Here is a 20,126-nt window from a genome sequence, read left to right as displayed (position 1 = left end):
GCCGCCACCGTGAGCGCGCATGCAACGGATATAAAGACGCGCGCACTGACCTTGAGTCGCGGCCGCACGCCACGTCGCTCAGCCATGGCGCTGCCCCTCGATTCGATCCAGCACAAAGCGAGCGAGGTACTTCGACTTCAGATCAGGCGCGCCGCACGCATGAGACTGCTGGCTCTTCTCGTCGCTCAGGTGCCAGGCGGCTTCGCCTTCGCGCAGGATCGCAGCGAGCTGGTCCGCGGCGGGGCGGTGCGCGCAACGACAGTTCGCCTCATGCCAGCAATCGCTGGCTTCGACCGCGCCAGACTCGTCCTGAGCCTGGTGGGCGTCCACTGCCGGGTGCAGCGCGTTCAAAGGGCGAGCGGCCCCCGGTGCCGGCCGCGCGAAGATGCGAGGGTGACTTGCAGGATCATCGCCGCTCGTCGCTGCGCCGCTTGCGGTTGCCATGGGTGCCGGGGCGGCAACTGCAGCAGCCACGAGAGCGGCACCGGCGGCGGTTCGGAACTTTTCTTGCTCGAACTCATGCAGATTACGCCAGCCGCTCGCGCTCCGTGCCGGTGTCTCCTGGGCAAGAGCCATTGCCGCCGCCTCCACCTGTGCGTCGGTCGGGCTGATCTCTTGGTTGTCGGTCATCGTTCTCTCCATTTCGTTCCGCAGCTGCACGCGACTCGCACAGCTTCTTGTTGGTGCCCCGTATCTTCGTCTTCGATCAGGTACGGGGTGCTGATGATGGTGTGCCGCTTGAGGCGGTGCCAGAGCTTCATGCGCAGCACCAGTACCCGCAGGCCGAACTGATGCAGCGGACGCCGCCACCGATGCCGGACGCTTCCGGATTGATGGCGCATCGCGGGCATGCGTTGCCGGTGAGCGTGTAGGTGACACCGGCCACGCGGACCGTTTCGCCCGGAAACCACCCGCGTGCGAGAACCCGACGCCCCAGCAGGGCGCCGAGCAAGTGTTGAGCGGCGCGGGCAGCGCGCTGATGCTCTGAGTCGTACACCTCGTCTGCGCTCATGATCTGCGAGACGCCAGCGCTCACCCAGTGCGGCGTTAGTCCGTGGGGGAGCTGCACCTTATGGTCGGAGCAGAAGCGATTCACAACCTCTGAGAAGGGCTTGGCCGCTCCGCGAGAATGATCCAGCTCACGACCCAGGGCTTGGGCGAGAACGTTGAGATCCACCGTGCGCACCTGATCTCGCGGCAGCAGTGATTTTGCGCGGCCGGCCTGCTGAAAGCCGCGGTCATCAGTGAGCGGCTCAACAATCGCGGTCATGCGCCCTCACCACCGTCCACTGGTCGCCACGGCTGGTGGAGCTTCACGGCCAGCACGATCCGGTCGGGCTGGCCGTTCGGGCTGTCCCGCTCGGCCGCGCGCAGCTCCTGGACTTGTGCTTCAGCGTGCTCGCGCATCACCGTCTCCGGTGCGAGAGGTTCGATCGCTCCGTTGTCGTGATGCCAGCATGCTGCGTACCACTTCGTGCCCGTGGGCGCTGGGGCGGGTGTTGGCGCATGAGCCCCAGTGCCGTCGAGCGCGGCGAGGTAGTCCGCCGACGTCGGCGTGCGGATCAGGTCGGCGATGTCGGTGATCGGCACCATTTCATTGTGCTGCTCGACTGAACGGTGCCGGGCAGTCAGGTCCCGCACTCGTGCGAGACCGGTGCGCGCAGCGTCACGCTCAGCCTCGGCGGCCGGTCCGGGATCGGCCATCAGTGCGGCGCGAGCAAGGGCGAGATACTCGCTCACATAGGGCGCACCCACCTTTTGTGCGTCCCAATTGACGGCGCCGTCAGCGTCAATACTGTCGGCGATATAGATCGCGCGGGCCACGGCGCGTACGCGGGTCGGTGCAGGTTCTGGGCCCGCAGGTATCTGCAGCATGATTCTTTTGCCTTTCCCTTTCGGCCGCGTCCCGTAGCGGCTTCTCGTACTCCGCTATGGGACGCGGCGGCAGGGTGACGCTAGAGAGCCCCGGCGGCGCGGTCGGCCGCGAGGGATCGAGCCGTCTCAGTTCCGCTCTGGGTCCTATATTGATCCAGCTTGTGTGCGCACAGTGCTCGGACGAGCGCACGCCGCTGTGAGCGCGAAATCGGCTCTGTGCCCTGAGGAACGGCAGTCCGGACAGCGGAGGCAGTAGAGCCAGTATCATCCCGGGCAATAAAGGCCTTTGCCTGCCTGGGTTCCATCGTGACCGCTGCAGCAACCGTCGCCGCCATGGCGATCGTGATCGCCTGGACGTATCTCAGGAGAACAAAGTCAGGGGCCGCCTCTGTCATGGCCAGAAAGATCGAGATGGATGACACTACGCCCGAGAGCATGGCGACGACAGCGATAAAGAGGCGCACGCGCAGCGAGATCGTTTTAACTGCTACATATCGCCCTACCCGACCGTCAGAACCCTGCTGCGAAGCACTGACACTGCCCCAGCTCTCGCGCCGTTTGAAAATATCGGGACGGGCTTCAATCTGCGCCGCGCTTTCGGCCGGTCCAGGATCAGCCTTCAGCGCGGCGGCCATGGCATAATCCAAGGCGTGCTGGTGGGCGGCGTCCTTAGAATCGAAATCTTCGTCGCAGGTGCTGCACCATCGCCGATCGCCATGCGCGGCGGAAAAGATCGGCAGATGATCCTTGAGCGTAGCGCGCGCTGCTTCGGCGCGAGGGTCCTGATTCGCCGAGTCGTCGCCCTCGTTGGCAAGCGAAGCGCCGCGAGTGAAACCAGCCGCGAGGATGGCGTCACCCAGCATCCACGGATCTACGTCGCCGCGGTCACGCTCTTGATTGAAGTTGTCACGGATCAGCTGCCCGAGCTCCTGACGTTCAATGTCCAGGGCTTCCTGCTTGGTCGATTCCTTGTTCACAGCGTCTCCTTCGTGTCATTGTTCGTTGAGCGACTGAAGCCCGGCCCTTCAGGGCCGAGTGATTGACCGTAGCTTGAGAGATGAACCTGCCCCGGTAGGGCATCGTTGACGATGCGCAGGGTTGTACGCTCGGTGCTCACGCCGCTCGACCTCGCTCGCGGGACAGGGGCTCTGCTTTGGCGAGCAGCGCTGCTTCTTGAAGCCAAGCCTTCTCATAAGCTGCGGCAGCGTCGCGGGCGTCGGCGTAGGCGGGATAGCAGGCGCCGCTGTCGCTGATGTCATGGTCGGCGCTGTCTCGCTCCACCCAGTAGAAGCCGTTTGGGCATTCGATGATTGCGTACTTCGCGCCGCCGGGGGAGACCCACTCGCCCGTTTCGCGGCCCTGGCCAGTGATCGTGGGGAACTCAGCGGCGAGCATCTGGTCGGCGTCCGACTGGGCGCAGGGCCGGTCCGGCGCCCCGGCGGTGTCCACCTGGTATGGGGCAGGTGCTGCGTTGTGAATAGGCATCTTGCCGTCCTCCTCGGGTCAGCCCCGGCACAGGACGTGCGGGGGTGGTATCTCCCCTATAGGACGCGCTGCGGTATTCGCGCGGCGCGTCCTATAGGGGAGGGGAACCCAACCTGACGGCGCGAGGAGCCATTCATGAAGCAGCAGACATACACCGAGACCATCGCCTTGATCAACGACGCCACCCCCTCCGTCCGCGGCACGCTGGACGACAACCGCTGGGAGCGCCTGCTCCTCGACCAGGGCAAAGAAATGATCCGCCGCCTGAAGGAAAACGACCCGCTCGACGTGCGGCTCGGAATCGGGCGTGGCATCGCCGTGTTCTCGCTGTACGAGGTCGTGCTGTCCACGTTCCGGGAGAACGGCCGAGACACGTCGCTCGTCACCGCCGCGGTGTAGCGGAACATTCGGCCGATGGTCGATAAGCTAAAAGCTCCCCAGAAGATGCCTCTCAGACGATCGGTTGGTCTGGCATCTCCCGGGGAGCTTTCTTTATGTGCGTGCGTGCACGGCGCTCATGCTTGCGCCTCCGCCCTCAGCTGGGACACCTCCGTGCGGAGGGCTTCAACCTCTTCGCGTAGCAGTCTCTTCTCGCGCTGATCGCGAGTTTCGACGTAGCGGGCGTGAACGTTCTTGAACACAAGGGCTGCTTCCCGACGTTCCTCGGGAGTCATGTGCGCTTTTCGGCATTGGGCGCAGTTCGTGGCGGTGCGAGTGAATGCCGTTAAAGTGAGCTTCGCTGCTTTGTTTCCTGAGGTACCGCCCCATATGAACGTCGATCGGAGCTCGTAGTACGGATCATCCGGATCCCCGTACCTCGCCTGCATACCCGCGACAATGCCGCGCCGAATCGCGGCAGCGTATTTCGCTTTCACACCGCCACCGGAGCCTTAATAGCTGGGTGCGACTCGTAGCCGATCAGCTCGTAGTCGTCGTACTCGTATCCGTCGATCGAGTCGCGCTCACGGATCCGCATCGTGGGATAGGGGAGCGGATCGCGGCTCAGCTGCTCTTCCACCTGCTCAATGTGGTTGTCGTAAATATGGCAGTCCCCGCCGGTCCATATGAACTCGCCAGGCGTGAGGCCGGTCTGCTGAGCGACCATCATCGTGAGGAGGGCGTACGAGGCTAAATTGAACGGAACTCCAAGAAACATATCGGCCGAGCGCTGGTACAGCTGACAGGACAGTTTGCCGTCCGCGACGTAGAACTGGAAGAACGCATGGCAAGGCATGAGCGCCATCTTGTCGAGCTCGGCCACGTTCCAGGCGGACACGATGATGCGGCGCGAGTCAGGGTTCGATTTCAGCTGCTCAATCACCTGCGCGATCTGGTCGATGTGCGCACCATCGGGGGCCGGCCATGAGCGCCACTGGGCACCGTAGACCGGACCGAGCTCGCCGCGCTCGTCTGCCCAGGCATCCCAAATTGTGACCCCGTGCTCGCGCAGGTACGCCACGTTCGTGTCGCCTTTCAGAAACCACAGCAGCTCGTGAATGATCGACTTGAGATGCACCTTCTTCGTCGTGATGAGCGGGAACGACTCACTCAGGTCGAAGCGCATCTGGGCGCCAAAGATAGAGCGCGTACCGGTGCCGGTGCGGTCGCTTTTCGGGGTGCCCTCAGTGAGCACGCGCCGGAGCAGGTCTTCGTACGGGGTTGGGATGGCTTGCGGTGTGGCCTTCTCGTTTTGGAAGTGCCGCTCCAAGTCCGGCAGCGCAGCCACGATCGCGTCGCGCGCAGCGCGGTAATTACGGACAGCTTCCGCGTCAGACGCTGCCCCCGGCTTTACGGCGGCGAGCACGGCAGCCTTGATAGCAGGGTTGGACTGGACGATCTGTTCTGGGGACTGCTGAGGCATCGGTGTTCTCCTTAGGTTGATGTGCTGCGAGGTGGTCAGGCTGCGCGAAGTGATGATCGGTGAGTAGCGGAGCGCGATGTGCTTCGGTTTCAACAGCGCCAGAGACCGCGCACCGCTGCCACCACCCGGTCAAGCAGCGACGGCGCTCGCCGCAGAATGGCTTGAGGGTGCTTCGTGATGGCGGCGGTGAGACGCTGACGCTGACGCAATAGGAGTTCTCCTCGGCCTGGTTCAGACCGGAGACGGAGCTGTTGTATCGTCTCGCTGCGCTCGAGCATGCTGGCTATCAGCGGGTCGGAGACTGCCGTGGTGAGCGACCAGGTGCGCTCGCGTGTGAGCAGAGCGAAAGCGAGCATGAACAATCCAGCGGCAATCAGCGCCATGATGAATGCGACAGATGGCGCAACGTTGATCAGCGGGATATTGTCACCCCACCAGGCTGCGAATCCGAAGGCGATGACGATCGCTCCCACTACTCCGAGTGGCGCTGAGGGCAGCTTTTCTCTCACGGTGAATGCAACCTGGTCTCCATCGAGGCATGCTTCTATGTTGTAGCCGCGCAGATGCTTGGTGAGCTCGACCGCCTGCGCATGTAGCGTCTTGGAGTGGGCTTGCTCTTTCCGGCGCTTCTTTCGCTGCGCAGCTATCCGGCGGAGCCTCTGTGTGTTCACGAGCCCACCTCTGTCACCTCGGGAATGTACAGTGCGCGGATGCGGGCGTGCGTCTGCCCGTAGCGGGAGCTGAGATGGATCAGGTACCCGCTCGCTGCGAGGTACTCCCCGTCGTCCCGGTCGGTGGGGTCGAGGTGGGACCACTTGTCTCCCCACTTCTGGAACACCTCGTACCTGGGCTCGTCCCAGCCCTCAGGGCTGGCGTTGACGCCGACGAGCGAGTCGTCCGGCAGCGCGTCAAGCTCTGCTTCGCTCCACACCCGCTCGGTGGGGATCGCGTCGATAGCGGCGCGGGCCTCGCGTAGCAGCGCGCCGTCGGCGGTGCCATCCAGCTCGGCTTGCGCGAGACGTTCAGACAGGGTGGTGGTCATGCTTGCTCCAGTCGTTCAAATCGTTCAGCGAGGTCCCGCAGATAAGCGCGGGCGTCGGCGACCTGGGGGATGGCACCGATCCGGAAGTCGGTTCCGTGCTCGCTCAGCACCCACGAGCGCACGAGGTCGTCAAGCGTTTTCGTGGTGAGGGGCGCAGTGAGCTTCCCGTGGATGTTGCGCGTGATCGCCGGGCGCGGGCCGAGCTTCCGGGCAGCGTCGATCGTCTCCGGCGGAAGTTCCAGCAGGTCGGCGGCCGCGGTGATGCTCGTGCCGCGGTACTTCCGAAACGGTGTGCGATTGAACATCGAGATGCCAGCGAACACCAGCACCGGGTCTGTGATCAGGCGTGCCGCCAGCTCGTCCGCCTGCGCCGCGTCAAGGTCGCAGCCCTCGTGCGAGAACGTCGCGGCAATGTTCAGCGATGCCACCCCGGACTGCATGGTCGGGCTGTCCGCGATCCACGGGCCGGCATGACGCAGCGCGGAGAGGCGGCGGTTCAGGGACCGCTGCTCGAGCGAGAGGGGCAAGGTGGCGTTGCTCATTCCTGCATTCCCTCGTACACGTCTTTGCATCCCGGGCAGACGGGGAATTTCTGCGGGTCGCGGTTCGGCGCCCACAGCTTTCCGCACAGCGCGCGCACCGGCTGGCCGGTCATCGCCGACTCCATGATCTTGTCCTTCGGCACGTAGTGCGAGAAGCGTTCCTGGTCACCGTCCACGATGAACGTCTCTTCGGTGGTTTCCTCGGTGCGCTCAAGCAGCGCGGTGCCGCCGGGGCCGGGGCCGTCGTCGAGCTCGATCTCAGCGTGGGGGAGAGAATGCTGTGTCATGGTGATGCTCCTTAAAACGGGGGCGCGGCGTGGGCTTCACCAGCGCTATAGAACGCGCCGGTGAGATTCTCGGAACCCGCGCTACTGACGGCGGAGCCTGGGGCTTCTTCGACCACGGCGGGGCTCGGACGGTGGCGCAGCGGCCAGCCGCGCTCCACAACGGCGGCCGGGTCAGTGCGGCGGAAGAACGCTTCGAGGCTCGCGGCCTGATCCTCATGGAGCTCAGGCTGCAGCTCGCTGAGTCGTTCAAGCGACAGGCCTGAGACGGCGGGGCTCAACGCGAACATGAGCTGCCCGGCGGCGACCGCGTCGGCGGTAGCGTCGTGCGCGTCCTCTAGGGTGACGCCGTACACCGCGCATACCGCGCCGAGCGTGCGCCTGCCTTTCCGGTACTTGTTGACCGCTTTGTCGAGCACGAACGGGTCGAGAATATGCGACGGCAGCGTGAACGGAACGCCGTGCGTTTCGGCGACGTGGCGCAGTACGGTGAAATCGAACGCGGCGTTGAAAGCGACGACCGGGAGTCCCGGGACTGTGAGCGCGGCGATCATCTCCGCGGCCGCGGTCGCTGGGTCCATGCCGTGCGCGGCGGCGTGCTCGTTCGAGACACCATGCACTGCGGCGGCTTCATCCGCGATCGGCACGCCCGGGTTGATCAGCCAGGTGCGGGCTTCTTCGATTATGTGACCGTCTCGCAGGCGGGCGACCGCCGCGGTGACGATGTGCGCCGTGGACGGGTCTTTGTCGGTGGTTTCGGTGTCGAACACGATCAGGTCGTGCGCCCAGGCGGCGGGAGTGTTGTCCAAGAGAATCGTTTTCCTTTGCGGTATTGAGTGCGATAAGCGGGCGCGGCTACGCGGCCTGCGGGGGAGCGTCCAGCAGTTCAGCGAAGCGAGGACCGATCTGAACAGTGTGGGTGCCCTGGTCGATCACGACGATGCGTTGCAAGGCAAGCTGCATCACCGTCGCGCGCTGCACCGCGGAACACCATTCTCGGTCGGTGCCGATCCAGTCTTCGTCCGGCTCTGACACGAGTTCCAGGTACGACGCGGGCAGCTGCTGGCCGAGCTCGCGCACCGTCGGGTCGCGGCCCTCGGTGCGCTGCACGCGGGAGATGTACTCAGCGACATGCACGCTGATGTCGTACTGGCGGGGGGCGTACGACAGCTCGTTCTTGACGAGATTCTCTACACACAGGCCGAGCCTTCCGCGAGAGATCATGAGCTGCACCGGAGATGGAATGTGATCCGTGACAGTGTCCACGCCGAGCTTGCGCAGCTTCGTGAGGCGGCCGAGATGCCAGCCGCCTGACTCTGTGCAACGGTATGGATGCCGCCGCTCAGTGGCACCGAAAGTAGCGTCAAATCGGCGGGCGTTCTTCCGGGTCTGGTGAATAATTTTCCCGCACACGCACAGCGTCAGATGCTGCTTGCGGTCGGGGTACGTTTTAGCCATGCGCGGCCTCCTCGGCTCGGGTGTTACCTGAGCTATAGGACGCGGCGCGCACATGACAACGCCGCCGCTCCTGGGCACATGACCTGAGAGCGGCGGCGGAGAAGTGAACCAAGCAGGCGCAGAGCTAGAACGGGGTGATGTCCGGGCCGCCGCGCTCGTCCGGCTCCTGGCGCGACATGCGCGTGTCCGGGAGAACGTAGTCGAGGTCGGCGAGGGTAATTTCCGCCGCGGCCTTGCCTGGCTCGCTGACCAGAGCGAAGCCGCGTCGGAGGGCCTGGCTCAGCGCCTGCGCGGCGGAGCTATCCCAGGTCGGAGCGGCCGCCGCTTGATCTTCGAACAGGGCGAGCGCGGTGAGCGCCTGCGCAGCAGAAAGGTCCGGGCGGTGGACGTGCTCGTGCATCGCGTACGCCGATGCTTCTTCCAGCAGAGCGAAATAGGTGAGCACGTCGTCAATGTCGAACGAGCGGCCCGTGCCGGTGACACGGCGCGTGTGCCCGAACGCGTCAGCGCGGGCGTGCAGCAGCATCTGACCTGCCGCGGTAGCGGTGGCGCGGGTGAGGACGCGCAGCCCCCGCGCTTCCGGGTCAGTCCAGAAGATCGACGCGGGCGGGCAGGTGCGCGTCGCGGTGTGCAGCAGCGTGTCCACGAGCGAGGCGGGAAGCTCTTGATGGGTCGGGGCAGGGGCGGACATCAGCATTTCCATCACTTACGCTCGCCGCCGATAAAGCCCAGGTCGCGCAGCACGCGCAGCTGCGAGATGGACGCATGCACGTCGGCTAGGGCGCGGTGGCTGCCTGACTTTTCCGCGAGCGACGCCACAGCGATGTCCGGGGCCCAGCGCTGGGCGAGCTCGAAGATCGACGACACATCCACGTTGCGGTATGACAGCACCTCGTCGTTCAAAGTCGGCATGAAGCGGTGCAGGAACGCGCGATCAAGGGTGAGGGAGTTCCCCGCGACCGGCAGCGACACGTCAGCCGCATGGGCACGTATATCGGCGATGATTTCCTGCTCCACCTGCGCCAGGCCGCGGCCCGACCAGACTTCGTGCAGCAGGTGGTTGCGTTCGTGCATGTCGCGCACGACTTCGGGCATGAGGCGGGAAGCTTGGAACGGGTCCTGCCGGATGACGTAGCTGCGCTCGCTGAGAATGTTCAAGTCAGCGTCGGTGATGGCGTACGCCACTTCGAGCAGCAGGTGGCCTTCGTCTGGATGCAGGCCGGTGGTTTCAGTGTCCAGCCAGCACAAGGGGGCGGGGGTATTCATGGTGGCTCCTTCGCGCGGACCGTCCGCGCTTCTGCCTGCCCTATAGGACGTGCCGCCTCTGAAGTCTCACGCGCCGTTCATGCTGCTGAACTCGAGCGCCCCAGCTTCGTTCAAGGCGTCGATCGCCCAGTCGGTGAGCTCCTCGCATACGTCTTCTGCGAGCACGTCTTCGGCGGGTTCCTCATCGACCGCCACCTTGATCCGTTCGTACCAGTCAACGGCCGGGCCGTACAGGTATGAATCAGTACCGGGCTCTGCCCGCTCGGGGCGCACTTCCGCCGCCAGTCCTGACGCCGCGCGTGTATGAGGGTCGCCCGCCGCCTGCTCTGTACGGGCGTCCGCCCAGAACGCCGCCTCCGTCACGTCGTCCGCGGCTTCCCGCTTCTCCTGCTCGGAAACTGGGGCAGGGGCGGTGCCGCGGCGTTGACGCATCGCGTGCTCTTCGTCCGCGGTCGGCGGCCATACTTCCGCGTCGATTTCGCGCCCATCTGCCAGCTCCACCAGTACGCGGCCACCGAGGCGCGGGTGCTTCTCCACGCGCGCCGACACGACCTCGCCGAGCTCCTCCGGGAAACCATCCAAGTCCACTTCAATGCCCATGCCGCGAATCTACCGGCACGCACGCCGCGCACACGGGAGCCGCGCCGGGGCCGGTCTCACACAGAGACATGGAACCCACCACCGACCTCCACGCCCGCGTCCGTGTCGAAGCAGCAATCGCCGTGAAGCACATGGGCATCACCGCGTACGCGCAGCTCCTCGGGGTCACTGTCCCCGCCCTCAAGCAGCTGCAGCGCGAAGCCGGGCGCACGCAAGCAGTGGCGTGGGCGAAACTCTCCACCCCGGTGCTGCGCGCCCTGTTCGACGCGTTCATCACGGGCGGCGAAGTCGCCTCCAGGTTCTGTTCCCGGCACGGCTACTCGGTCAGCGGCTTCAGTGCGGCGATGAAAGAGCAGTGGCCGGAAGAATGGGCCATGGCCGTCGAAGATAAACAGCCCACCGCCGCGAACCGGTACCGCATCGGCCGCGCCCTCGAACAGCGGGTCAAGCTACACCTGACCGAAGCCGGATACTTCGTCGTCCGCTCCGCCGGGTCGCACAGCGCCGCCGACCTGGTCGCCCTCAAAGACGGCACCATCTGGCTCGTGCAGTGCAAGCGCGCAGGAGCCCTCCCTCCCAGCGAATGGAACGCGCTCATCACCGCCGCCGAGCAGGCCGGCGGGCACGCCATCATGGTCGAGAACCCGCACTCAGGCACCGTCAACTGGTGGAAACTCACGAGCCGCAAAACCGGCCGCGGCACCGGCACGAAAGAGCAAGTCCCCGCCCCGGTGAAGCTCACCCCGGCCGACATGTTCACGCTCAAGGGTGCATGACGCGCGGCGCCCGGGCAGGTGCTCGTGTCGCGCAGAAGTCGATGATGACGGTTTGAATCGCGCATGTGCGAGTCAAGGCCAGGCCCTGTCGCGCGCATGGGTACGCTGAGACGTGTTGAGCTTGCACTTCCATCGGAGTGCTGACTCAAGGCGTGCGACCCCCGCGCGCTGGCTCGCACGCTTAGAGAGGTTCCTCACCCATGCGTACCCGTTCACTCTTTCCCCTCGTAGGGCTCGGCATCGCCGCCCTCGCTTTGACCAGCTGTGCCGCCCTGGGTGGCTCTTCTCCGGAGCGTGTCGCGCAGGAATACCTCGACGCGATGGCGGCAGGAGACATGGACACCGTGCTTGAGTTTGCAGTAGATCCTGAGACACACACTAGGGCTGACACTTCCTACGACATCTTCACGGCCGCTCCCGAGCAGGTCACTGGAAGCCTAACGACGCCGATCTCAAACATCGAAATCGGGAAGGCCGAACGAGGAGAAGGCGCCGCGACCGTGCCCACCTCCTTTAACATTGGCGACGAGCGCTACGACCTCGAACTCACGCTTCGAGAGAGCGAAGAAGGCGGCTTCAAGGTGACAAATCGCATCCCTGTCTTTTACCCGATGAACTTCGGGACTCAAGACTTTAGCGTGCGAGGTTTTGACTTAATGATGGGCGGCATCGAAGTCGATGAGCTCGAAGCGCTGCGAGTTCCGTACGGCGAGTTCACTTTCGCTGCGGAAGCAGATGCGTGGGCGATCGCATCAAGCGACGCGGAACAGATGCTTCTCATGACGCCCGGCGTGGAAGACCTGCGCGGTGACAAGAACCAGCAAGATAACGAATACAACCGAAGCACCACTGGCGACTTCGTACTCTCTGATGACTTGTACGATGCGATCCCCGCCATCCTCAAGGCGTGCGAAGAAGAGCCCGACAGCTTCGGCAACCACAGAACATGCCCAACAGGAGAGCCTGTCAACATCAGCGTGCAGGTAGGCACAAGCTTTGATTCCAACGTCGAGTTCGAGTTCGAACCGGCCAATAGCTGGACCGACCCCAGGCGCCCCGATAACGGTCCGATGACTCGCGTGAGCGCGACCGTTGATGAGAATGGTGAACTCTTTTCAGTGAGCCTGAGCAGCTAGATCCTCATGACTTGAACTACCGAGCCCGGATCTTCAGCAGTGATCCGGGCTCGGCAGCTTTCTTGACAGGCTTCCTCCACCCATCTGCGGCGAGCGCGGCCCCGCCCCGGCGAGCCGTGCGAGTCACCAGCCCGCGGTAGCGGCCCGCGGCGGTAGCCGACCTGACGAAGCTCTCATAGTTAAGAGCTCGCCCCTCGTTCCTCGGGGCTCGCCCGCGCTGCGCGCCTCGTCTTGCGTCCGTATCGCCTGCTGGGCGTTCCCTGTTCCGCGCCCTGTGCGTTTCCCGTTTCGTTCGCGGTGCCCGCTGTTCGCTTCTCGTGCGCGTCCGTCGTGTGTTCGTGGGCCGCTGCGCGGCCCTGCGCCTCGTCCGTCTGGTGCGGTGCGCGCGGGGCGTTCCGCGTGCACTGCTCTTCCGTTCCCTCTCCTCGTCTCGCTCCCTTCCTGCTTCACTCTCTGCTCACTGTCTCGTCTCGCTCTCTTCTTGCTGTGCCTTCGCTGCGCTCGGCCTTTGCGCTGCGCGCCTGCTCTCACCCGCTGTCCATGCCCGGTCTTCGTGCCTGGTCTTCTGCTCGCCTTGCCTGCTGGCTCACGTCTCATGCCTGGCTCAAGTTTGTGCGCTGCGCGCCTGCTCTCACCCGCTGTTGATCTTCGGCCCTCGCGCCTGGTGTTCTGCTCACGTCAGCTGCCCGGCTCACGTCTCATGACAGGCTTCAGTTATCGCGCTGCGCGCCTGCTCTCACCGGCGGTGCATGTTCGGCCCGGCTGCCTGGTCACCTGCACCCCGCGTCACGCATCGCAGACAGGGCGCACAGCGTTCCGGTCACGGAAGTGAGACGAGAGCGTGGATGCAAGCAGGCGCGCAGCGCGGAAGCTCAAGCATCGGCCGCAGACGCAAGCAGGCACCACAGGTGACCAGGCGCACCGGCCGTTCATAGCCAGTGGATGCAAGCAGGCGCGCAGCGCGGAGCCCCCGCGGCATGAGCGGCAACCCGCAAGACGACGCCAGCGCGCCGACCATAGGAGGCACGATGACGGAGACGAACCCCTCACCAGCACGGCCGACAAAGAGACACGAAACCGCACCAGGTTTCATGGAACGACGGAGCGCCGCCGAAGAGCGGACGACCCGGAACCTTACAGGCTGAAAGCAGGGGCCGGGGCGACCAAACAGAGGGCAATGCCGAGGGGCGGGTTGGCCGCGCGGCGGGGTCGGTCGTTTTCCTTGGGCTTTCGGGCCGGTTTTCCGAAGCTATTTTCGATGATTGCCGACTGGGTTGGTGGAAAAGGTTCGCATGCGTCTAGGACAAGAGACATTTTGACGAGCGAGAGGGCTCACGATGACCAATTCAACCCAGGCGAGGGTGTTCGAGTTCACGAAATCGGGCAGTCCACTCATCGACCCGGTGGAGTTTCAGCAGAAGTCAGCCGCCGCGCTCAGCAACATTCCTGACGGCGCGACGTTCATCGCGATGCGCACCGCTCAGGGGCTGCGGCATTTGCTCGTGACTGACGGTTCTGGCACGCAGGAGGCGGCCGCGATGGGGGTAGCCACTGCCGTGCACGGACACATGACCGAGCTGGACGAGACGCCCGACCTGTCGGCGGCGAAGTATCTGGGCCGGCTGTGGTGGAGCGAGCGGCATTCCCAGTTCGGTAGCTCCAACATGCAGCATTCCAGCGTCTCCACGGTGGCGGAAGTGGCGGGGCAGAACCTGCGCGAAGGTGAGTGGGTCGCCTTGAGCGTGCGCCGCCCGCTCAAGCGGGAGAAGAAGTGGAATGACCGCTGGGTGCGACACTTCACCGGTGGCCAAAACCACCAGAGCCTGTCCCATCATGTACGCGTCATCTCGTTGTGGGCGGGCGGCGCGGAGCGGGGTGCGGCTGATCGGATCGTGCAGGCTGTGTCGGCCGTGTTCCCGGGTTTCGGGATCGCCGCGGGCACGAAGCCGGTGTCGCCGTGGCGGGAGAATAAGTTCATCTTCGCCACTGGCGCGGCCGCGACAGTGGGCGGCTGGGCGTTGCGCTGGGTGCACGAGAATTTCGGGTGGGAGCAGGTCTCGTGGTGGCCGTGGCTCTTCGCCGGTGGCCTGGCTATCTTGGCGTACGGGGTGGCATCGGTCGGGGTGATTCCCGGCGTTCCGATTGCGCCCGGGCCGTGGAAGAAGCTCCGCACAGCGCTGCAGTGGGGCCGCGTCCCTACCGCGCGTTGGAAGATCGCCGCGCCTCAGAAGCCCGTCCCACAGGGGCGACTCATGCCGGATGGTACATCCACTCCCGCGAGAGACGGAGCGTACCCGCTGCAGCCCGAAGGGTTCCTCGTGAGCGCGCATTATCCGTGCCTGGTCGTCACCCCGCACGCCGGAAGTTTCAGCGGCACCGGTCACACATCCAGTCGTCCCGCGCCGCCCGTGCTGCGCGACGCGGGCATCGGGATTGAAGTCGGCGTGAACGAAGGCGCACCCGTCTACCTGTCCGACGCAGACATATGGTCGGGCGTGTTCCTCGCCGGTATCCCAGGCTCAGGCAAGACGGCGCTCGTGGAATATATGTACGGGCAGACGGTGCAGCAGATCGCGGCCGGGAAGCAGTGCACACCAGTCGCGCTGGACACAAAACTCGACGGGCAGATGAGCGACCAGCTGGAAGCCTGGTGCCGTGACGCCGGTGTCACCCCGAACGTCTTCCACGTGTCGGACTCGCAGGCTGGCACCGCGATTGACCTGTTCCCACGCACTGGCCCGATCGCGCAGCAGGCGCGCCGCATCGTGGACGCGTTCGTCTACCTGTACGGTGAGCAGTCCGTCGGCACCCGCTCACAAGACACGCTCGTGCGCGTCATGACCGCCGCCCTCACCCTGACCCCCGAACTGGTCACGTCGGCGCAGGCAGGCCCAGCCGTCAATCCGCACGGCAGCCCGTTCCATTTCGCGTACACGCTCCTCGGCGGGTTCGGCGACGATCCCGGCATCAAGCTCGCCCGCCAGTTGCAAAACACGGCCGCCGGGGACGCGCGCACCCAGGACGTTCAGCACGCCTCCTCCAAGCTCGGCCCGCTGTATGATCCGGCCATCACGCCGTCGAAGAGACGCGAGTTGTGCGAAGCTCCCCGCAATAAGGTCAGCGGTCTGATGACGATGGAGCACTGGTGGGCGGCGCCCGAGAAGCAAGGCTGGGCTGAGATTCTGGACGCGCACCGCCCGGTGATCGTCAACAGTGGCCGTGCTCCGTCCGGGGAGCAGCCGAGCGACCAGCAGATTGTCGAGCAGATGAGTGCACTGCTCGTGTACACGCTGCGCCAAGCGGTGCAGGATCACTGCACCGCTTGGCAGGCCGCAGGGCGCAGCGTACGCATCTTCGCGGACGAGGTGAAAGCGATCGCCGAGACCAGCCATAAAGTCATCACCTGGTTCCGTTCCGACGGGCGCGCGTACGGCGTTGAACCGGTCTTCGCGACCCAGCAGCCCGCGCAGCTGATCACCGAGGTGCGGGCGGCGTGCATGTCATTCGGGGCACTCGTAGCGTTCTCCCAAAACGAAGAGCAGCCCGCCACCGAGATCGCGAAGAACCTCGCTCTCGACGGCACTGAGTGGACGGTGCAAGACGTCACTACGCTCCCGAAGTACGCCGCCATTGTCCGCACCACTGTGAACCAGGCCCGCCTACCCGCGTTCACCATCGACGTGCCCGACTTCCGTGCCCGCCGGAGGACTGATGTTGCCTAAGCACGCCGCCGTGCCTGCCTCCCGCCTCACCGGATCCGACAGCGCGAGCATCAACCGGTACGACCCGTTCTACGACGGCGTGTGGGAGCGCGGGCAAGCCGCGCAGGTGCGCACCCGCCGCCGGATGGAAGCGCGCCGCGCCGCTGGGCTCGGAAACCGCGTGCACTGGTTCGAACCCACGACCGAAGAGATTGTGCGCGCCGAAACCCGGCTCGTGTCATCCCGGTGGGAAGAAAAACTCGCGGTCCTCGGCGCGCTCGACAGCTGGCGGTCACTCACCATCTCCCAATGCGCCGCGCTCACCGGGATGCCGCAACTGCTCCGCAACAGGGCCGGGATTATTCGTGAACTGTACGCCCTCGACCTGCTTGATGTCGGCCACGGCGAAAGCTTCTCCGACTGGCAGGTGCAGCAAAAGGACGTCGCTGAATGGCTCATCCGTCCCACGAAAAGCGCGCGGTTCGAGGAGCTCATCGAACCGCATCTCACCTACTCAGAAAGCTTGCGCATCACCGGCGGCCGCGACTGGATCACCGGCGGCCAATACGACCGACACAACATCCTCGCCACCGAGTTCGCGTTGCGGATCGCGGAGTTCTCCGAAGCTGCTGCCGTGCTCGGAGAGCGCTGGTCAGGCGCCAGTGAGCTCATGTATGAAGGGTGGGGGAGACATGACCCGTACCCGGAATATGCGGGCCGCGGCGACTTCACCATCGTCCGGTCAGACGGCCTCCGAATCGTCGTGGAGATGACCGCCAGCGCGTCCGGGTACTCGTTCCAGAAGAAAGTGGACCGGTGGGCGCAGCGCCTAGCGGCGGACCCGCTCGCCGCCCAAGGCGTCGTCGTCCTGTTCGTCACGATCGGTGACCTGCACCCGGTCACCGGCCGCCGCGGCGACCCGAAAAACCTGCACGCCAAAGTGCGCACGCAGCTCTCCCAAGCGGTCCGCAAGTTCCCGGGCACTTACGACAACCGCACCGGCGAACGCATGTTCTTCATCGAATGGGCAGAGCTCTTCCCCGCCCGGCATGAGCAGGCCGACGACTTCGCGCAGCTCCCCGCCTACTCACCCGTCGGGGCGTACAAAGCAGGCGCGGAAGAAATGTGGGAGCGGAAGTACCTCCTCAACACGGGAGACATGTTCTACTGGCCCGAAACAGGCCTCGCCCCCGCCGCCGTGATCGAAAACGCCCGCACGTTCCTCGGCACGCCCTGGTGGTTACGCACCGCACCAGCTCCGCAAGTAGCGGTGCCGCTCGCGAAGGGGCTCTTCCCCGCCGGGCTCCCGGGCGTCGTCGCCGGAGACAGCCGCGGGCGCGGTGTCGCGGGCGCGTTCACCCTCCCGCCGCGCACCGTTGTGTGAACTCGCACACAGGGGTGGAAGCAGACCTTTAACGGCGCTCAGTGAGCAGCGCGATCACTTCCGCTTCCACTCCCTCCGCAGCGGCGAGCGCGGCCGCGTCCTCATGCAACCCGGCGACACGGTCCAGCAGAATCTTCGTGTACAGCACCCGCACACTCGTAGGCCCGATCCCGACATCGAAGCTGCCCGCTGACGCCGCTTCCTCGAACGGCCCGGACACCTGCTGCACGAGCTCGTTCACCCACAGCTCCAAGTCAGTGACGGTGATCCGGTCGGCGAGAAAGGCCCGCGCCTCTTCGAGCTGGGCGCTGTCAGCTGCGGTATCGACGGTCGGCAGGGGATCGGCGACTGGCGCTTCTTCCGGCGAGACGGGCTTGGCCACCGGCACTATCGTCGGGTCCGTCTCGGGTTCAGTCTCCGACTCCTCTGCTGTCGCGGGTTGAGCTTCCTCTGCCGGTTCCGTCTCGCTCACGGGCGCGGGCTCTGCTTCGACCTGGGCAGGGACCGGCGCGAACGCTGCGGCAGGGATAGATGTGGCAGTGATGTGTTCCGGCCCGGGCACCTCCCCGGTGACCGGGTCGGCTTCGAGCGCTCCGGCGGCGACGATGCCATCAAACGCGTCCGGTCGCTCGTGGGCGACCTCACGAAAGTTGGAACGGTGGCGCTGCACTTCCTCCTCGGCACCCTGCTTCGCGCGGCGGTGCAGCCACGCCCAAGCGCCGAGGCATCCGGCGAACACGACCGGTGATGCGTACGCCCACGGAAACAACGGGTCGAGGGTAGACGCGAAACTTGCCGCGTCGGCGCCGTCGATGCGCTCGTCAACGAAGCTGGCGAACTCAGGGGCGAAGTGCAGCCCGATCGTCGCGGCGGTGGCTGCTCCGCTCACCCAGGTGGCGGCCTTGACAGTGGGGAAGATCATCTTTCTAGCTCCGTTTCAGGCGCACGGTGCGCCGCAGGGGTGATGGCTTCGCCCGGGACCGGGCGGCCGTCTCGCTTGCGCTATAGGACGGCGCGCCCGGGTCGCTGGGTATGCCGCGGTGCTCTCACTGCCGCGTCCCATAGATGAGACACAGCAGCACCGCTCATCCACGCGGCGGGACTCAGAAACGGAGCACACACATGTTTGGACTGTTCGGGAAGAAGACCGACGACCTCGCCCCCGCCGTACCTGGGCCGCATGAGATCGCCGCGCTTGTCAAAGGTGACCCGGCGATGCGCGCCGCGTTTGAGCGGGCGTACGCCGCGCACGATGACGGCTTCACCGCGATCGGCCCGAGCCTCGCCACAGCGCGTGCGAACGCCGCCGCGGAGCATCCGGCCGACGCTGAAATCGACGACGACCTCGTGGACGCGATCGTTGCCGACCTGCTCGCCGTCACCCGCACCTGGACGACAGGGAACGGCTGGCGCAACAGTCTGCCCGAGCTTACTGACGGTTCCCCGTCCGACCACACCGCGCAGGCCATGCAAAAGCCCGAGAGCGTTAGGCCGCAAGCGACCGGCGACGCGATCATGCGCGACCTTGACGCGCCTTCCACTCCGATAGTGCTGCTCATGCTGGCGCGGTCGCTCGACGAAGCCCTGTCACCGAAGGAGCGACGTCAGGCGTACCACCAGTTCCGACAGGGGCTCGAGATTCTCGACCTCGACGGCGGCCTGTACGACATGCTGCTGTCGAACCCGGACTCGATCGGGCATTGGCTGCCCGCGCTCGCGCACGCCGCTGAAACCACCGCGTTCCGGGTGCCGGACACGACGGTCGCGCAGGTGCCGATGCCGCTGCTGCAGCTCGCGCGAATCGCATACGAAGAAATCAACCCGACCACTCACGCGATCATCAACCGGTGGGCGATGGAAGCGTTCGGACTGCGCCTGGACGGCGACTACTTCCTGAAAACGGGGGTGTTCTCGTCGAAGTTCGACTTCCGTAACGCCCGCGTGAACGACCCGCAGGAGATCCCAGAAATCGGCGACTACCTGCTCTATACGCAACACCTCGCCGGGGCGATGGCCGGTCCATTAAGCCCGCGCCCGACGTACGGGGCAGGCACCACCGCCGAGTGGGCGGTGCGCAGGTTTGTGCCCGCCGACCCTGACACCCCGACGATCTATCACGGGATGCCTTTGCGCTGCGAGCTGCGCGTGTTCATCGACTGCGATACGAACCAGGTGTTGTCGGTCGTGCCGTACTGGGATCCTGCAACGATGAAGCGCCGGTTCTCCGAAATGGAAGATGCCGACCACCCGGACAACCGTCACGACATGGTTGCCTACCTCATGGCCGAAGAAGGGCTCATGTCGCGCTTCGACCAGCTGCGCGCACCGGTCGCCCAGATGGTCGAAGAAATGCTCCCGCGCCTGGACCTCCCCGGGCAGTGGTCGCTCGACGTCATGAGCCAAGGCGATGACCTGTGGCTGATCGACATGGCTCGCGCCCAGACCAGCGCGTTTTACGACACGGTGCTTGAGGCACTGCGCCGCCCCACCGCAGAGGACTGGCTCGCCCGCCTGCAACCCGAGTTGGATCTGTGAAGAGTGAGCTCTCGAACAGCTCGACCGTATCCGGTAGGGATTCCGTCTCTCGAGGCAGGCTCTACCGATGAGCGCGTGACGCGTAGACTTTCGGCGACACCTTCGCTAAGTACTGTTCAGGAGAACACTCAGCGCAGCTGGTAATGCGAGTCTTGAGGCGCGTTGCTTACTGCGCCTGGTG

22 protein-coding genes are annotated in these 20,126 nt (G+C 65.2%); 6 read left to right on the top strand and 16 right to left on the bottom strand.

Going from position 1 to position 20,126, the window contains the following annotated elements; translation table 11 throughout:
* Nucleotides 1-78 precede the first annotated feature (78 nt).
* The 5 genes from ACXR2T_RS06045 to ACXR2T_RS06025 all read right to left on the bottom strand — a co-directional run bounded on the left by ACXR2T_RS06045 (nucleotide 79) and on the right by ACXR2T_RS06025 (nucleotide 3,360).
* Nucleotides 79-630 (bottom strand): hypothetical protein, encoded by a 552-nt coding sequence (locus ACXR2T_RS06045; protein ID WP_458838760.1) that lies wholly within the window; start codon nucleotides 628-630, stop codon nucleotides 79-81.
* A 127-nt stretch (nucleotides 631-757) separates the two neighbouring features.
* Entirely contained in the window at nucleotides 758-1,270 is a 513-nt protein-coding gene (locus ACXR2T_RS06040) for a hypothetical protein (protein WP_458838761.1), read from the bottom strand.
* Nucleotides 1,267-1,875, bottom strand: coding sequence for a hypothetical protein (locus ACXR2T_RS06035; protein ID WP_458838762.1), 609 nt, complete (start codon nucleotides 1,873-1,875; stop codon nucleotides 1,267-1,269). The genes ACXR2T_RS06040 and ACXR2T_RS06035 overlap by 4 nt, the downstream gene beginning before the upstream one ends.
* Nucleotides 1,876-1,955: 80 nt before the next feature.
* Nucleotides 1,956-2,852: a hypothetical protein gene (locus tag ACXR2T_RS06030; protein ID WP_458838763.1), complete on the bottom strand. Its 897-nt coding sequence runs from the start codon at nucleotides 2,850-2,852 to the stop codon at nucleotides 1,956-1,958.
* A 136-nt stretch (nucleotides 2,853-2,988) separates the two neighbouring features.
* Entirely contained in the window at nucleotides 2,989-3,360 is a 372-nt protein-coding gene (locus ACXR2T_RS06025; RefSeq protein ID WP_458838764.1) for a hypothetical protein, read from the bottom strand.
* A 135-nt stretch (nucleotides 3,361-3,495) separates the two neighbouring features.
* On the opposite strand from ACXR2T_RS06025, the gene ACXR2T_RS06020 reads away from it, so the two are divergent.
* A complete protein-coding gene (locus tag ACXR2T_RS06020) occupies nucleotides 3,496-3,759 on the top strand; it encodes a hypothetical protein (protein ID WP_458838765.1) in 264 nt (87 codons plus the stop codon).
* 472 nt (nucleotides 3,760-4,231) lie between these two features.
* On the opposite strand, the gene ACXR2T_RS06015 is transcribed toward ACXR2T_RS06020, so the two are convergent.
* The 10 genes from ACXR2T_RS06015 to ACXR2T_RS05970 all read right to left on the bottom strand — a co-directional run bounded on the left by ACXR2T_RS06015 (nucleotide 4,232) and on the right by ACXR2T_RS05970 (nucleotide 10,413).
* On the bottom strand, nucleotides 4,232-5,221 hold the full coding sequence (locus tag ACXR2T_RS06015) for a thymidylate synthase (protein ID WP_458838766.1): 990 nt from the start codon (nucleotides 5,219-5,221) through the stop codon (nucleotides 4,232-4,234).
* Nucleotides 5,222-5,310: 89 nt separating this feature from the next.
* Nucleotides 5,311-5,892, bottom strand: a complete 582-nt coding sequence (locus ACXR2T_RS06010) for a hypothetical protein (RefSeq protein ID WP_458838767.1) — start codon at nucleotides 5,890-5,892, stop codon at nucleotides 5,311-5,313.
* Nucleotides 5,889-6,263, bottom strand: a complete 375-nt coding sequence (locus ACXR2T_RS06005; RefSeq protein ID WP_458838768.1) for a hypothetical protein — start codon at nucleotides 6,261-6,263, stop codon at nucleotides 5,889-5,891. The genes ACXR2T_RS06010 and ACXR2T_RS06005 overlap by 4 nt, the downstream gene beginning before the upstream one ends.
* Nucleotides 6,260-6,805 carry a hypothetical protein gene (locus tag ACXR2T_RS06000; RefSeq protein WP_458838769.1) on the bottom strand — a complete coding sequence of 182 codons (546 nt, stop codon included), beginning with the start codon at nucleotides 6,803-6,805 and terminating at the stop codon, nucleotides 6,260-6,262. The genes ACXR2T_RS06005 and ACXR2T_RS06000 overlap by 4 nt, the downstream gene beginning before the upstream one ends.
* Nucleotides 6,802-7,092, bottom strand: coding sequence for a DUF3039 domain-containing protein (locus ACXR2T_RS05995; RefSeq protein WP_458838770.1), 291 nt, complete (start codon nucleotides 7,090-7,092; stop codon nucleotides 6,802-6,804). Before ACXR2T_RS05995 ends, ACXR2T_RS06000 begins: the two co-directional genes overlap by 4 nt.
* Nucleotides 7,093-7,103: 11 nt before the next feature.
* Nucleotides 7,104-7,898 carry an exonuclease domain-containing protein gene (locus tag ACXR2T_RS05990; RefSeq protein ID WP_458838771.1) on the bottom strand — a complete coding sequence of 265 codons (795 nt, stop codon included), beginning with the start codon at nucleotides 7,896-7,898 and terminating at the stop codon, nucleotides 7,104-7,106.
* A 46-nt stretch (nucleotides 7,899-7,944) separates the two neighbouring features.
* A complete protein-coding gene (locus tag ACXR2T_RS05985) occupies nucleotides 7,945-8,547 on the bottom strand; it encodes a hypothetical protein (RefSeq protein WP_458838772.1) in 603 nt (200 codons plus the stop codon).
* Nucleotides 8,548-8,671: 124 nt separating this feature from the next.
* Nucleotides 8,672-9,250, bottom strand: coding sequence for a hypothetical protein (locus ACXR2T_RS05980; protein WP_458838773.1), 579 nt, complete (start codon nucleotides 9,248-9,250; stop codon nucleotides 8,672-8,674).
* Complete coding sequence (gene orn, locus ACXR2T_RS05975; protein ID WP_458838774.1) at nucleotides 9,250-9,813, bottom strand: oligoribonuclease; 564 nt, start codon at nucleotides 9,811-9,813, stop codon at nucleotides 9,250-9,252. The genes ACXR2T_RS05980 and orn overlap by 1 nt, the downstream gene beginning before the upstream one ends.
* Before the next feature lie 66 nt (nucleotides 9,814-9,879).
* Nucleotides 9,880-10,413 carry a hypothetical protein gene (locus ACXR2T_RS05970; RefSeq protein WP_458838775.1) on the bottom strand — a complete coding sequence of 178 codons (534 nt, stop codon included), beginning with the start codon at nucleotides 10,411-10,413 and terminating at the stop codon, nucleotides 9,880-9,882.
* Between the two features lie 68 nt (nucleotides 10,414-10,481).
* Between ACXR2T_RS05970 and ACXR2T_RS05965 the strand changes: the two genes are divergently transcribed.
* From ACXR2T_RS05965 to ACXR2T_RS05950, 4 genes are all read left to right on the top strand, one after another.
* Nucleotides 10,482-11,189 (top strand): PDDEXK family nuclease, encoded by a 708-nt coding sequence (locus ACXR2T_RS05965; protein WP_458838776.1) that lies wholly within the window; start codon nucleotides 10,482-10,484, stop codon nucleotides 11,187-11,189.
* A gap of 200 nt (nucleotides 11,190-11,389) precedes the next feature.
* Nucleotides 11,390-12,325: a hypothetical protein gene (locus tag ACXR2T_RS05960; protein WP_458838777.1), complete on the top strand. Its 936-nt coding sequence runs from the start codon at nucleotides 11,390-11,392 to the stop codon at nucleotides 12,323-12,325.
* 1,337 nt (nucleotides 12,326-13,662) lie between these two features.
* Entirely contained in the window at nucleotides 13,663-16,047 is a 2,385-nt protein-coding gene (locus ACXR2T_RS05955; RefSeq protein WP_458838778.1) for a type IV secretory system conjugative DNA transfer family protein, read from the top strand.
* 10 nt (nucleotides 16,048-16,057) lie between these two features.
* On the top strand, nucleotides 16,058-17,410 hold the full coding sequence (locus ACXR2T_RS05950; protein ID WP_458838779.1) for a hypothetical protein: 1,353 nt from the start codon (nucleotides 16,058-16,060) through the stop codon (nucleotides 17,408-17,410).
* Between the two features lie 28 nt (nucleotides 17,411-17,438).
* Here ACXR2T_RS05950 and ACXR2T_RS05945 read toward each other — a convergent pair whose 3' ends face one another.
* Nucleotides 17,439-18,332, bottom strand: coding sequence for a hypothetical protein (locus tag ACXR2T_RS05945; protein ID WP_458838780.1), 894 nt, complete (start codon nucleotides 18,330-18,332; stop codon nucleotides 17,439-17,441).
* Nucleotides 18,333-18,532: 200 nt separating this feature from the next.
* Between ACXR2T_RS05945 and ACXR2T_RS05940 the strand changes: the two genes are divergently transcribed.
* The gene (locus ACXR2T_RS05940; RefSeq protein ID WP_458838781.1) at nucleotides 18,533-19,945 is read left to right on the top strand and encodes a hypothetical protein; all 1,413 of its coding nucleotides are present in this window, start codon (nucleotides 18,533-18,535) and stop codon (nucleotides 19,943-19,945) included.
* The last annotated feature ends 181 nt before the right edge of the window (nucleotides 19,946-20,126 follow it).

This window comes from Leucobacter faecis, from assembly GCF_054456635.2.
This window is presented reverse-complemented; position numbering and strand designations above follow the sequence as displayed.